This is a genomic window from Flavobacterium sp. KACC 22758 (assembly GCF_028736135.1).
Taxonomy (GTDB): Bacteria; Bacteroidota; Bacteroidia; order Flavobacteriales; family Flavobacteriaceae; genus Flavobacterium; species Flavobacterium johnsoniae.
Genome location: NZ_CP117878.1, coordinates 1,878,013 through 1,893,120, shown reverse-complemented (window position 1 = coordinate 1,893,120; position 15,108 = coordinate 1,878,013). Strand labels below are relative to the sequence as shown.

Below are 15,108 nucleotides of genomic sequence, written 5' to 3'. Positions count from 1 at the left end.
AAAACACAGAAATATTGAAAAAACACCTATCAAATCATTATTTTTTTAACACAAAATTGTTAATCTTGTTCGGTAAATTATAAAAAACTGATTTACAAGCACATAAACTAAACCATAACTCTGTACAGCTATCTCAAAAAGGCTAAAATTTCTTATTTTTATCTTCTTCTTTCTTTATAACGTTGCGGGCAACTTCAATTTTAAATTTTTTACCCTTCATTTTTTCATCTTTTACCGCTTTCAACAGGTCTTTTACCTTACCGAATTTTACTGCTGCAAACGAAACAAAATCTTTTACTTCGATAAGTCCTAAATCATCTTTTTCTAATTTCCCTTTTTGAGAAAAGAAACCTACGATATCAAACTTATTCAATTTTGTCTTTTTACCGCCGCTAATGTATATAGTTTGAAATTGCGGAGGTTTAGGCAGCGACGTTATATTTTTAACATCTAAAACCTGCATATCATAATCGATATAATCTAGTTTTTTCTCACTTTCGTGAACAATAATATAAGCCGTTCCTGTTGCCTGCATACGTGCTGTACGTCCGTTACGATGCGTAAACTCATCCTCTTTTAAAGGCAAATGATAATGAATAACATGTTTCATTTCAGGAATATCCAGTCCGCGTGAGGCAAGATCTGTTGTAATGAGGTAGCTGATGCTTCCGTTTCTAAACTGAATCAAAGCACGCTCACGTTCGTCCTGATCCATTCCGCCATGATAATAAGTAGCATAAATACCTTTTTCGTTTAAAGTGTCGCTGATGCGTTCTGCGGCATCACGATGATTGCAGAAAATAATAGCCGACTCTGATTTTAAAGAGCAGATTAAATTAAACAAGCTTTCTAATTTATCTTTGGATGGCGAAACAATCATTTTCATCGAAAGATTTGCTTTCTCCTCTTCTTCCGGAATAAAATCCAAAACTGTCGGGTTTACCACTCGTGTATATTTTGGAATTTCAATATCAGAAGTTGCCGAAACCAAAACACGTTTATTTACTTTTGGTAATCTGCCAATAATAAAAGACATCTGCTCGTGAAACCCTAACTGCAGAGACTTATCAAACTCATCTAAAATTAAAGTCTGAATTTTATCCGTTCTAAAAGTTTCTCTGTCAATATGATCGGCAATTCTTCCAGGCGTTCCAATTAAAACTGCCGGAGGATTGCTTAAATTTTTGATTTCAGTATCAATAGAGTGTCCGCCGTAACAAATGTTTACTTTGTACTGCGTTCCCATTTTCTTCCAAACCTGTTCAATCTGAAGTCCCAATTCGCGCGATGGAACCAAAATTAAACATTGAACCGAAAGAATTTCAGGCTGTAATAATTCTAAAACCGGAAGCAAAAATGCCAGCGTTTTTCCTGATCCTGTTGGCGAAAGCAGTAAAACGTTATTATCGTTTAGAATTACATCCTGAGCAGTTTCCTGCATTTCGTTCAGGCTCTGAATCCCTAAATTCGAAAGTATATTGTTGGAATGGTGATTTTTATTCATTTTGCAAAAGTAGTCAAAAAAGTTGTTTCAAGTTTTTCTTGTTTCAGGTTTCAAGTTTATTTTTAACCGCAAAGAGCGCAAGGAATTATATATACTAGGTTTTATAAAAACGCAAAGTTCGCAATGCCTTGAACATAAACTTTGCGAACTTTGCGTAAACCTTTGCGCTCTTTGCGGTTAAAAAAACACCACGCACATCAAACTTGAAACCTGAAACTTGAAACAAAAAACTATATATTTGATTTACTATAAAACCAAAACCATGAAACTTTTTACATTTCTATTTTCACTTCTCACTATAACCACTACTGCGCAAAACACTAAAAAATACGATACGTTTTTTGAGAAAGGAAACGGAAATCAATCTGCTTCGTATCAGGAAACAATTGCTTATTTTAAGATGCTTGCAGCTGATTTTCCAACGATTCAAATGAAGGAAATGGGACTGACAGATTCTGGTGAACCTCTGCGCATGATTACCTTTAATCCTGACAAAGAGTTTGATTTTGATAAAATCCAGAAAACCAAAGCCGTTTTGTTTGTCAATAACGGAATCCACGCGGGCGAACCAGACGGAATTGACGCAACCATGCAGTTTTACAGAGATTTGGCAACAGGAAAAATAAAAGCGCCAAAAAATACCGTTTTGGTTACCATTCCGGTTTATAATATTGGCGGTGCTTTAAACCGAAATTCGACAACTCGTGCCAATCAAGACGGACCAGAAATTTATGGTTTTAGAGGAAATGCCAGAAACTACGATTTGAACCGTGATTTAATGAAATCAGATACCAGAAATACAAAAAGTTTTGTTGAGATTTTCCAGAAAATAAATGCCGATGTTTTTATCGATAATCACGTAAGCAACGGTTCTGATTATCAATACAAACTAACGTATATCATGACACAGCATAATAAATTGGGAACCATTTTGGGCGATTTTATGAATAACGAAATGATGCCGGCTTTGGTAAAAGATCTTCAGAAAAAGAAAATCGAAACTACGCCTTATGTCGATTCGTTTAAAGATACTCCAGACAAAGGTTTTGGGCAGTTTGTCGATAGTCCGCGATATACAACGGGTTACACTTCGTTGTTTAATACAATTGGTTTTGTGGTCGAAACACACATGCTGAAAAAATATGCCGAACGTGTAAAAATGACTTACGAATACATGAAATCGACTTTGGATTTTACCGATGCGAATTATCAAAAAATAAAAGATTTAAGAGTAAAAAATTTAGAACAATATCAGCCCAAAAAATCATACACTTTAAAATGGGAATTAGACAGTACAAAAGCCACCACTTTTTCGTTTTTAGGCTATGAAGCAGGTTACAAAAAAAGCGACGCTACAACTGGAAATCGTTTGTATTATGACCGAAGCAAACCTTATAAAAAAGACGTTCCATACATCAAAGAATTCAAATCGGTTAAGGAAGTCGTGATTCCTACGGCTTATATTGTGCCGAGAGGATATTGGAATATTATTGATCTTTTGAAAAACAACAATATCTCGTTTAAACAAATTAAAAACGATACGATTATAGAAGTCGAAAGCTACAGAATTGCCGATTTTAAAACCGTTCCGTCTGCTTACGAAGGACATTATCTGCACAGAAACACAACTGTAACTTCTAAAATCGTTAAAATGGCTTTCGCCAAAGGAGATTACATCGTGCCAACGAACCAAAAAGGCGTAAAATATCTCGTAGAAGCTTTTGAACCAGAAGGTGTCGATTCGTTTTTTAACTGGAATTTCTTCGACCCGATTTTACAGCAAAAAGAACATTATTCTGAATATATTTTTGAAGATACTGCCGGACAGCTTTTAAAAGAAAATCCAGCTCTAAAAGCAGAATTAGAAACTAAAAAACAAAACGACCATGAGTTTGCTAAAAACGCCGAAGCACAATTGGATTGGATTTATAAACATTCTGTTTATTATGAAAAGGCGCATATGCAGTATCCTGTTTATCGTATTTTGTAGATTAGAAAATAACTTTTAATATTTTACAGACTTTATTTACGGTTTTCCATAAAATTTATTAAATTATAATTTTTATTTTTGAAAATCAGCGAACATTTGATATAACTAATAAATATAAAATATTTTGAAAAGAAATCTACCAAAAACAGAATATGTTATGGATATAGAAAATTTTACAGAAAGTGATGTAGAAATGAAAATAATTTTACCTCTTTTACAAAATAAATTACCTGAAGGACTAGGTTTAGAACATTATCATATTCAGACTAAAGCTAGTTTAAAAAAAATATTAATTGATAAAGGAACTTCACAAAAATTATATTATCCTGATTTTGCAATTACTATTTTAGGTGTCCCTTTATTAATTGTGGAAGCTAAAAAACCAAATGAAGATTTAGATGAAGCATACAGACAAGCATGCTTATATGCAAATGAAATTAATCGAGAATTCCCTAAGAATGTTAACCCTTGCCAATTAATAATTGCAAGCGACGGTAAAAAATTATTTGCGGGTAATAGTGATACTAATATTCCTGAATTTAAAATAGATAGAATCAATTGGGTTAATACTGATATAGACTTTGACAAATTCTTAAGTACTTTCAACTATACTAAATTAGAAACATTGGCTAGAAATTTCAGATCAAAAATACGAACTGATGCTAAATTCAAAAATCCAATAAATTTATTAGGTGGTAAAAATATTAGAAATTTAGAATCAAGTAATTCTTTTGGTGAAAATATTTCAATTCAATACAGACATCTTTTTAATCCAAAACTAGAAATAGAAAAAAATGATATTGTAAAAAATGCCTATGTCAAGTTAAATAAGGTAGAATCACATATTTCACCAATTGATAATATTATTAAAAAGCGTATTTTTAATAATGACGGAATATTAATATCAAATTTTGAAAATCCATCTGAAATTATAGGAAAATTTGAGAATCCTAAAAACCTTAATAATCAAGTTTTACTTCTTATTGGCAGTGTTGGATCAGGTAAATCTACATTCACCACATATTTAAAGGAGGTAGCTTTAGAACAACAAATCAGAGATACAACCCACTGGATTAATTTAAATCTTAATGATGCCCCCGTTAACAAGGAGGAAATTTACAAATGGATAAAAAAATCAATAATAGACAATATTAAAGAAAGTCATAGTGAAATTGAATTTGACACTTTAGCTTTTATTTTAGAATTATATCAAGAAGAAATAAATTCCTTAAAAAAAGGAGTTCTTTCTTTATTCAGTGAAACAGATCCAAATTATAGAAGTTTGTTAGCTGAAAATTTATTAAAATTTCAAAATGATGTTGATTTAACATTAGATAAATTTATTTTGAGATTAATTAATGAAAAGAATAAAGAACTAGTAATTGTATTAGATAATTGCGACAAAAGAAATGTTGAAGAACAATTATTAATGTTTGAAGTAGCTAATTGGCTAAAAGATAATATTAAGACGATAGTTTTTTTACCTCTACGAGATACAACTTACGAGAATCATAAATATGACAAACCATTAGATACTGTTGTAAAAGATTTAATTTTCAAAATAAATCCTCCTAATTTAGAACAAGTTCTCTCATCAAGAATATCTTATATTTCCAAATTATCGAATAACAATAAAGATGGTTATTATTACTTAAGTAATGGAATTAAAGTAAAATATCCTTCTAAAGATGAAGAAAAATATTTAAAAAGCATTTTGAGTTCCTTATTTAATAATAATTTTTTCAAAAAACTTATCTCAGGATTTGCAGGTAGAAACATTCGTAATGGTATTGAAATATTTTTAGATTTCTGCAAAAGTGGGCATATTAATGAAGCTGAAATCACAAAGATTATAAAATCTCAAAGCGATTATATTCTCCCAAATCACTTAATAAGCAAGGTTTTCATTAGAGGAAATAAAGTATATTATACAGATTCAAATTCAAGAATAAAAAACTTATTTTTTAGCGTACCTAGCGACGAAATTCCTGATCCTTTTATTAGAGTTTCAATTCTAAAATATTTGTTTGATAATCGATTTTCAACCGATGCCCATAAAAATCTTACTGGCTATATAAAAACAGATTTTTTAATTAAATTTTTAAATTCACTCGGACACGATGAAAATCGAATTATTGAAGAATTAAAATCATTTTTAAGATTTAACCTCATTGAAAATGAATCATTAAATCCTGATTTTTTTAACAAAAATGATTTAATAACTATTACTACAATTGGTTGTGCAAACTATGAAATTATAAGGAATATTGATTATCTAGCATCTGTAGCTGAAGATATGTGGTATAAGGATAATATATTAGCAGAAAAGATAGTTACAGATCTTTCAGGAAATGGAGAATATGCTCATCTATCAATACAATCAGTATCTCTGCATTCAAGAAATATCTTAGATTATCTAGAAAAATATTACAATAGTAATTTTTCATTTATAACTGGTAAAATAATTGATACTGATTTTACACCAATTGATTTTAACCAATTAAACTCTGATATTGACGATTTTGATAAAAACATAAAAACAAACACAAAACCAAATCTATCGAAATCTAAAATTTATGAGGCTTCTGTTCTAAATATTCAACATTATGGAATGATTTGTGAAATAGTAGACACATCATTTTTTGGACTATTACATTGTAGTGAATTACCAGATAATTTTCTTGAAATATATTCATTAGGTAATACAATAAAAATAAAAATAAAAAAATTCAATCCTGAACACAATAAATATAGTCTTACTTTAGTAATTTAAAAAAAGTTCAATTAATTAAATTTAGTAACATTTAAAAAAGCCTAATAAAAACAATTTTTATTAGGCTTTTTTAAATTTCAGAAAGAACAAAAAACTTATTTATTCTTCAATATTTTTTCTAAATACTCTACTTTATCTTTTTCAGCTTGAATTAAACGTTCGTAAAGCTTTTATTTTCTTCCCCATACTGGCTCGATCGTCTCGCTCGTGCATAGTTCAGAAATTGAAAAGCATAAACTTAACTTTTACATAGGCAAACCAATGCCACCATTTTTAGTATCTTCAAATAATTCTTTAAAATCAGGAATGTTGTAATAATTATTTTTTCTGAATTCCTCTTCATACTTTTTCTCATTTAATTTTGGAAAAAAGGTATAAACATCGCCTTGATCAATACTTTGAGTAAATTTTGTAGCATAATAACAATAGAGAGCATATATTTTTGCTGTGTCACTAAAATTTGTATCATCTACTTTTGGAAGTTCTGTTTTTCCTCGTAGATAAAGAAGATAGCTTTCCTTACTTTTCTTGTCAGCTTTTGTCATAACTTCAAAAACCTCTTTATGGAAAATGTATTTGTTATCGCAGGTTTTGGTTAATAATAATTTATCAAATTCATCGTCATTTAGGTTTCTGTCTAAAACCCATTTTAATAAATCTTCATCTTGAACATAACCAAAAACTTTTACAAGTGATTCTAAAAAATATTCATCATTGAATTTCAGCCATACTAAACTTGCTTTGTTATCATTGAATAGATATTTGTTACGAGCAACAATGTATTCAGGAATTTGTAGGGTATATGAATGATCCTTATTAATTTTAACGATTTCTTCTAATAAGAACAAATCAGTGATGAACCGTTTATTAGTGAAAACATAATGTCCTCTATCAATTAAATCAAAATGAGAAAACAGTAAATTGTCGTATTTCCATTCTAAACAATCACCATTAAAATGTACTGAATAATACCATTCATAATTGCTTTTAATATTTATAACTTGATTAAATTTTTCTAATGTAGGTATTTTATAATTTTGTTTTTTTAATCCTTCTTCTATCAGTTGAAAAGCAAGCTTCAAATCCTTCTCGGCAAATGAATAAGGATGTTCATATTCTATTTCATCGGATTCAATTCTTTTTTGTAACTCGATATGTTTTTCAATTTCAGTTATATTCAATTCCATATTTTGGTTATTTTCTTTTTTAATATTATTGTCACTACGTTCCTTTTTGTTTTCTTTATTATTGCATGATACAATCATAAACACGACCACTAAAATTATATTTTTCATAATTATTATTAATTTGTTTTACCGGTTGATTTTTCAACAACAATTCCATATTTAATATTTATCATATCCTCATTATCATAAATATCATTATCATTTAATTTATCTACATCACTAACAACATAATCCGCAGGAAGATAAAATCCGTATAATTTTTTCTTCTTAGAATTACTTGTATATTCACCATAAGAGTCGAATCTTATAGTATTATCTTGGTTACCACCCAATAAAATATACTCCCCTTTTGTAGTTTTTCCATATAAAAAACCTGTGTGACCTTTACCATTACTAGATCTATAGACAACTATAGATCCATATATTGGTTCACTGATTTTTACATAATTTTTATCATTTAACGGCGCTTGTGAAGAAGCGGAATTTTTATGTTTATATGGGAGCTTTGTTGCATCATTCCTGGTCTGTTTTATCGACCAATTCATAAATGCTGCACACCAAGCTCCATTATTTCCATCGGTTGGTTCAGAAGCATTATCGCAATATTTTAAGAATTTTTTTGCATTGCCATACATAGGTTCTTTATCTTCAGTACAGCCTTTCATTTCTTTTGCCATATCAATCGCAATTTTCATCCACGGTGCTCTGTCATTAGTATTATTATTATTTTCTTCTTCAACATTCTCACAAACACCCGTAAATAAATATTTTGCTCCAGGATTATAATGTGCTTGTTTTAATTCTAGGTGAACATCAGCAACTGTGGTTTTTCCGTTTATAAATCCCCAGCGGTCTTCAAAACGTTGTCTGGTGTAAACCCATTTTTTTCTTTGTGTGTGTTCATCACCTTTCATAAATGATGGATTTGAAGAATAGCCGTATTTGGTTACCCAAGGTTCTTTTCCAATATTTATTTTTCGCTGTTCAGCACTTGTCTGGCTTCCATCACCATCTGGCACAGAAATGCTTTCGTCAAAAAGAACATAATCTGGGTTATTTCCATTTCCTACAGCATTTGGTTTTAAAACATGCAAGTACAAGTCAACCATGTTTGATATTTCTTTCTTTGAAGCAAAGTAGTCATGAACATAATCCATTTGCTCTATAAAAGTCATCTTTTTTAAAGCGCTTCTTGTAGTACCTAAATTTCTTGCTGCAGCATCACTAAACTGTATTAAACCAGAATAACCAGCTCCATTGTCTGCATAAGGTTTAAACATATTTTTTTCACCTGTTTCAAGATGCATAACTGCCATTAATTCACTTGCCTTATCTTTCTTTTTATCTTCGCCCCAAAGTTTTGCACATACTTGAAGCACTTTTTTTCGTTCATCACATGTGAGCATCTTGCTCCAGTAAAAATTATTTTCTTTACAAGCACATGAACCTTTTTTCTTATTCCACACAGAATCCCCAACATCAACCATCATCAGACTATTAATAAACTCTTGCTGTGGGTTAAAAACAACAGTTGGTTTTACAACAACTTTCTGTTCCTGATAATCATGCGCTTTTTTATCAGTTTTTGAGATCCCTCTGGTTTCTTTTTTAGAAGGTCCTTTTTGTGCTGCTGGAGATTTTTTTTCCGGTTCAGATGGTTTAGAAACCGGCACTTTTGCAAATATATCTTCTTTATAATCTGGATTAATTACATTGACATTTTCGGTAGGTTTCGAAACTTTTTTGTAAAACTCAGCTGTTACATAATATTCATGAAATGTACCTTCGTTTAACTCATTTGGTTCTGATTTTGCATTGGCAAGCCATACTTTGCCCGGATCGAAAGTAAATTCGACATCTGCTTTTCCATTTAAAACGTTGACTTCTTTACTTTCAATGCTGATATCGCTAAGGTCTTTTTTGCCTCCGTCGTCTTCCCATAAAGTAACGGTTATAGGGAATTTTTCCATATTAAGGCAGTGAACACGGGCGGTTATCTTTTCGCCATAACTAAATAATTTTGCAGGCTTTTTTTTGCTCCAGTCCAGAATTTCAACATGAAGAATTTTTCTTTCTTCAGTATTCTTGGTTTTTATATCAAGAATCGCTTTTTCGCCGTTTGCATCAACGAGCATCCTGATTCCTTTTCGTTTAAGGCTTATCTGGGTAAATGTGTAGTCTACAGTTGCTCCCGTTTTATTGTTTTTTGACATTTTTACCCATGATTTTCCCAATAATATCCAGACACTCCATTTAATATTTTCATCAGGTGTATTTTGAAATTGCGGTTCAGCTGTCTGTGAAGATGCTGAACTGCCAAAAAAATCATGAATAGAGTAATATTCTTTTATTCCAATTACAGGGTTAGGATTCCCGTATATTTTTACTTTGCTCATAATGCTGTACTTTTTAATAACAATCAGAAAGCTGTTCTTCTGACTCATCCAGATTTAATAATGGGTTAATCTGCTGTAAAACATCACGATCTGCTTTCTGCATCTGTCCGCTTCCTACTTCGGCTGTCTGTCCGTGTTTAAAAATCTCAATACAGCCAGGTCCGCCTATATAACATGATGCTTTACTGTCTTCGGTTAAAATTTTACCCTGATTGCTCAGTGTAATTTTTTCATAGGGATTATCCCATTTTAGCGGCAATGCAACACAAGGAGAATTCCCTCCTGATGTTGGCTGCAAAGTGCATTTGCCAAATGTGCCTTTCTTTAAGGTTTGATTGACGTCTTTTGTTGTGGCAATAAGTTTTTTATCAGCTCCTTTATCATTTGCAAAATGCTTTTTCTGCGATTTTACTACTAAAATATCAGTCGCTTTTGTGTCTTCACTAAATTTACATTTGCACGAAGCACCGTCTACAACAACATGTTTTTTCATAATGTGTTAGGTTTTATTTTTATACTAAAAGAGATATTGCATTGTCTATACTGATTTTACTCTGATCCAGATTTTTAACTTCTACTTTAATTTTTCGCCGCATATCAATTAAATCACATTCTAAATGGAGAGATTCAATTAGATAATTATTAGGATTCAAATAATATTGGGCGTGATAATGTTCTTCTGTATTTTCATCTTCTGATTTTCCGCTTTGTGTTACTTCTATCAGATTTAGGTCATTTAAATAAGGATTAACTTTTTGAACAATCGAAAATTCAATATCCTCAACTTCTGCAGCAGCAGGAAAATACAAAGTTCTTTCTCTTTCAAACCTCCGGGTATAGGCTCTGTGTATTCCGTTAAAATAGGCTCTTAAAAACCAATTCCCGGAAATTAATCCTACCAGAGATTTGTCATCTTCGATAGCATTTTCGATATTTTGGGCTAACATCTCAAAGGTTTTTCCATCAAATAGTTCTTTAATGGCTTCTTTTTGATTTTCCCAGCGTTCTTTTAGTTTATAGTAACTATTTATGTCTACCCATTTTCCGTATTTGTTTACCACGATTCTTAAGGGATACAGGAGTTCGGCAGTTTTTTCTGCCACTTTGTAAGCTCTTGAATCTACGGGTTTTCCATCAACCAATAATTCTGATATTTTATCAATTTGAATAAAATGATATTCATTTTGACTGCTGTCAGGTTTTAATCTCCTTAAACTAAAATTTTGCTCAAGGGTTTGTTTTTTATCTCCCTTTTCTATTGTGTACAAAACTGAATACTCGTGATTGAGTTCAAGAGGCCGAAACGGCAGTATATAATCCTGGCTTACAAATAAAACCTGTTGTTTCTTTTTTTCTTTGTCTTCGTCTTTTTCCATATCATTAACAGCGGTTATTAATTTCAATTGCAAAGCAATTGTAGATTATAATCTACAATTTAATTAAAGTATAAATGTAATCTTTTTACTTAATTAAGAATAAAATATATAAATATTTTCTTTCAATTTTTAAATTTTAACACAAAAATAAATACATTTATTATTTACAAGCATAATCTTAAGTTAATTATCTGCTCTTAATACATTCAAAATCAATACAATAAAAAATACACGAGCGAGATGCTCGTGCCAGCAAAAAGATAAAACCTAAAAACAACAAAAAAAGCCTAATAAAAACAATTTTTATTAGGCTTTTTTAAATTCCAGAAAGAATAAAAAACTTATTTATCCTTCAATATTTTTTCTAAATACTCCACTTTATCTTTTTCAGCTTGAACCAAACGTTCGTAAAGCTTTTTATTTTCTTCGTAAGCTTCGATTAATTTATCTAAAGGATTAAAAGTGCAATTATTATTAGTTCCGAAATTAGTCCCGTTACTATTATCATAGAAATTATTAAAATAATTAATTGCTGCTTCATCTGAAAAGTTTTTCAATGCCTCAACACTTACTCCTAAGGCTTTTGCAATCTGTTTTAGCTTTTCATCATCAATTTCTTCACTATTTTCCAAAGCAGAAATAGTCTGCTGGCTTGTTCCTAAAGCCTGTGCCAAAGCTTCTTGCTTCATGTCACGAAGTTCACGAATTCGGCTTATTTTTCGCCCTATATGGCTTGGTTTTGTAAATGTGCTCATAATTCAAAGATAATATTAATGGCAATATCAAGTAACTGGTAAAAAACAAAATTAAATTGTATCCTACCATCAAAATGCATTACAATCAATTTTTTGCTTACCAAACAAAAGTACGATTTTTAATACATGAAATATTAAATTTCTATTTTAAAATTACTCGTTATTTAGATTCTGGCCCAGATCGATACGCAATAGGCGAAGCAAGCTTTTCCATTGGTTTTTCTTTCTCCTCAAACAACAGCTTAATATTTTCATAAGAGTTCGTCAAAGCCTCTTTAATCTGTTCAGGATTTAACCACGCCACTTTTTCGATTCCTTCTTCTATCTGCCCGTGCGGCGTTCCTTCAAAATCAGAAAACATTTCGAACCAATGTGTGATTTTAAGTTTGTATTTTCCGTTACGTTTAAAGATATGATAGGTTTTTTGAAGTTTACTCGTAATACGAAGCTTGTTTACCCCTGTCTCCTCCTCTACCTCACGCATAGCCGTCGCTTCAATGTCTTCCCCTTTTTCGATTCCGCCTTTTGGCAGGTCCCATTTTCCGTTTCTAAAGATAAATAAAACCTCGCCTTTCTTATTATACACAAAGCCTCCGCCGGCTTTATTTACCGGAATTTTGGCCTTAAGGGTTTTCATTATTTCACTTTCGTCGGGATGATATAAAATGGCTTTTTGAATTTTATTTTGAAAAATTTTAACTATAAGCTGTTCGATATCAATACTCTCCAACAAGAACAATTGGAAATCTGTTTCTTTCGAGATTTCATTTGTCAAAAAAAGTGGTTTGTCGTTTACAAAAACTTTATACATTTGTACTATGATTTTTAATAAAGATACTGCCGAAAAAACAGCTGAATTGCTTTTGCAAATAAATGCAATTAAATTGAATCCAGAAAATCCTTTTACATGGGCTTCTGGATGGAAATCTCCTATTTATTGCGATAATAGGTTAATTCTTTCATTTCCCAGCATTAGAAACTACGTTCGCGACGAGTTTGCGAAGAACATCGAAAAACAATTTGGAAAGCCTGATGTTATTGCCGGTGTTGCCACTGGAGCCATTGGAGTTGGGATTTTGGTTGCCGAAAGCCTAGGACTTCCGTTCGTATATGTGCGTCCAGAACCAAAAAAACACGGAAGACAAAACCAAGTTGAAGGTTTTTTACAAAAAGGACAAAATGTTGTGGTGGTTGAAGATTTAATCAGCACCGGAAAAAGCAGTTTATTAGCTGTAGAAGCTTTAAGAAACGAAGGTGCCAACATTAAAGGAATGGCTGCCGTTTTTACTTATGGTTTTGGCGTTGCCGAAGAAAACTTCAAAGAAGCCAATGTTGATTTATTCACATTAAGCAACTACGAAAATCTATTAGATTTAGCCGTTCAAAAACAATACATTACAGAAGACCAGCAGTCTACATTACAAGAATGGAGCGTAAGCCCATCAACTTGGGGACAGGAATAAGATTTTAGATTTTAGATTGTTGATTTTAGATTTTCTAAAAATCGCTCTGCTCTTTTTGGATTTTGGAGTTTATTTAAAGTTTCAACTTTGCGAATTTTGCGCAATTATACATAACTTAGTAAAAAACCTTGCGCCCTTTGCGGTTAAATAAAAATTAAAAAATATTATATGAACTTAGAAAGTCCAAAAGTTACTGTTCAGAAATCAGCACAGGATTTATTCGATCAATTGACTGATGTTAAGAATTTTGAAAAATTAATGCCGGATAACATTGCAAAATTTGAGGTTACTGGCGAAGACTCTTTTATTTTTGGATTGAAAGGCATGCCGGAAATCAAATTAAAAATGAAAGACAAAACAGCTCCAAACAAAATTGTTCTGGGCGCTGCAAGTGATAAACTTCCATTTACTTTAACATCAAACATCGACAGCGTTTCTGACTCAGAAAGTGCCGTACAATTGTTTTTCGAAGGCGAATTTAACGCTATGATGGCAATGATGGTTAAAGGTCCAATTGGTAAGTTTATTGAAACTTTAGCAAACAATATGCACAAACTTTAATAATGGTGAATTGTGAATTGTGAATTATAAATTGAAATGTCCGACTATTGTTGGACATTTTTTTTAACCGCAAAGTCCGCAAGGAAATACGCAAAGTTCGCAAAAATTTCACCTCATTTTTTGTCATTTCGACGAAGGAGACTCGAGCGATAGCGAACAGGCGAAGCAAATCTTTGCAAGTAGCTCCGCTCCTAAAATTGCCAATCTTTGTAGAGTTTCTCGTGAAGATTTTTCCTTACAAACAGCACGTTTAAATCTCTGTAAAAACCTTAGCATCTTAGAAACTCAAAATCTTAGAATCTTAGAAACTCAGAACCTTAGCACCTTAGAATCTTAGCACCTCAGAACCTTAGTCGCTTAATAAAGCATCTGAATCTCTTTAATCTCAAACTCTGCAACCGAATCATCTTCAAGTAAAACCTGCAGTTTCCCTACTGGAGAAACGCCCTGAATAATCCCCATAAAGTTTGTATTCTGTAGATTTTTAAACGGCATTGGAACTCCTTTTTTGAAAAGTGAATTAAAATAATCTTCCCAAAAAACTGCCGTATTAGTCTGCCATAATTCAATTTCTTCTTTCATTTTTTCAACTATAGAAACAACCAAAGCGTTCTTGTCAAAAGTTTTTCCGGAAATTACAGCCAGCGAAGAAGCATTTGGCAGTTCAGTATAATTCGTTTGATTAACATTAAGCCCAATCCCGACAACTGACACGATTCTGCCATCACTTTTTAGAGTATTTTCTATAAGTATGCCACCAATTTTCTTATTGTATGACATAATGTCGTTTGGCCATTTTATACATAAATCAGGAATATTTAAAGATTTTAAAACTTCTAAAACAGATAACGAAACGATAATATTTAAGTTAAAAACCTTTTCATTATCAAAAAGAAAATCCTTTACCAATACACTCATAATTAAGTTTTTACCGGTTTCAGATTTCCAAACAGCGCCCATTTGCCCCTTGCCTTTTGTCTGATTTTCAGCCGTTACCACTGTAAAATTCTCCTGTTCATCCTGACTTGACATTGATTTTAGGAAATCATTTGTAGAATCTATGGCATCGAGTTTGATTAGTTTCATTAAATAATTTAAATATC

12 protein-coding genes are annotated in these 15,108 nt (G+C 31.5%); 4 read left to right on the top strand and 8 right to left on the bottom strand.

The features are described from left to right. Positions 1–142: 142 nt before the first annotated feature. Positions 143–1,504 carry a DEAD/DEAH box helicase gene (locus PQ462_RS08170; protein WP_274253059.1) on the bottom strand — a complete coding sequence of 454 codons (1,362 nt, stop codon included), beginning with the start codon at positions 1,502–1,504 and terminating at the stop codon, positions 143–145. Between the two features lie 262 nt (positions 1,505–1,766). Between PQ462_RS08170 and PQ462_RS08165 the strand changes: the two genes are divergently transcribed. Then, entirely contained in the window at positions 1,767–3,494 is a 1,728-nt protein-coding gene (locus tag PQ462_RS08165) for a M14 family metallopeptidase (protein ID WP_274253058.1), read from the top strand. 157 nt (positions 3,495–3,651) lie between these two features. Then, positions 3,652–6,267, top strand: coding sequence for a type I restriction endonuclease (locus tag PQ462_RS08160; protein ID WP_274253057.1), 2,616 nt, complete (start codon positions 3,652–3,654; stop codon positions 6,265–6,267). Between the two features lie 245 nt (positions 6,268–6,512). On the opposite strand, the gene PQ462_RS08155 is transcribed toward PQ462_RS08160, so the two are convergent. From PQ462_RS08155 to PQ462_RS08130, 6 genes are all read right to left on the bottom strand, one after another. Beyond that, the gene (locus PQ462_RS08155) at positions 6,513–7,562 is read right to left on the bottom strand and encodes a hypothetical protein (RefSeq protein WP_274253056.1); all 1,050 of its coding nucleotides are present in this window, start codon (positions 7,560–7,562) and stop codon (positions 6,513–6,515) included. A gap of 8 nt (positions 7,563–7,570) precedes the next feature. Then, the gene (locus PQ462_RS08150; RefSeq protein ID WP_274253055.1) at positions 7,571–9,850 is read right to left on the bottom strand and encodes a hypothetical protein; all 2,280 of its coding nucleotides are present in this window, start codon (positions 9,848–9,850) and stop codon (positions 7,571–7,573) included. Positions 9,851–9,863: 13 nt separating this feature from the next. Beyond that, on the bottom strand, positions 9,864–10,343 hold the full coding sequence (locus PQ462_RS08145; protein ID WP_274253054.1) for a DUF4280 domain-containing protein: 480 nt from the start codon (positions 10,341–10,343) through the stop codon (positions 9,864–9,866). Positions 10,344–10,362: 19 nt separating this feature from the next. Further along, complete coding sequence (locus PQ462_RS08140; RefSeq protein ID WP_274253053.1) at positions 10,363–11,253, bottom strand: hypothetical protein; 891 nt, start codon at positions 11,251–11,253, stop codon at positions 10,363–10,365. 314 nt (positions 11,254–11,567) lie between these two features. After that, complete coding sequence (locus PQ462_RS08135; protein ID WP_274253052.1) at positions 11,568–11,981, bottom strand: helix-turn-helix domain-containing protein; 414 nt, start codon at positions 11,979–11,981, stop codon at positions 11,568–11,570. 160 nt (positions 11,982–12,141) lie between these two features. Beyond that, positions 12,142–12,792, bottom strand: a complete 651-nt coding sequence (locus PQ462_RS08130) for an NUDIX hydrolase (RefSeq protein WP_274253051.1) — start codon at positions 12,790–12,792, stop codon at positions 12,142–12,144. Positions 12,793–12,799: 7 nt separating this feature from the next. Between PQ462_RS08130 and pyrE the strand changes: the two genes are divergently transcribed. Beyond that, positions 12,800–13,444, top strand: coding sequence for an orotate phosphoribosyltransferase (pyrE, locus tag PQ462_RS08125; RefSeq protein ID WP_012024670.1), 645 nt, complete (start codon positions 12,800–12,802; stop codon positions 13,442–13,444). Between the two features lie 168 nt (positions 13,445–13,612). After that, complete coding sequence (locus PQ462_RS08120; protein ID WP_012024669.1) at positions 13,613–14,005, top strand: hypothetical protein; 393 nt, start codon at positions 13,613–13,615, stop codon at positions 14,003–14,005. A gap of 357 nt (positions 14,006–14,362) precedes the next feature. On the opposite strand, the gene PQ462_RS08115 is transcribed toward PQ462_RS08120, so the two are convergent. After that, positions 14,363–15,091 carry a biotin--[acetyl-CoA-carboxylase] ligase gene (locus PQ462_RS08115; protein ID WP_274253049.1) on the bottom strand — a complete coding sequence of 243 codons (729 nt, stop codon included), beginning with the start codon at positions 15,089–15,091 and terminating at the stop codon, positions 14,363–14,365. Positions 15,092–15,108: the final 17 nt, after the last annotated feature.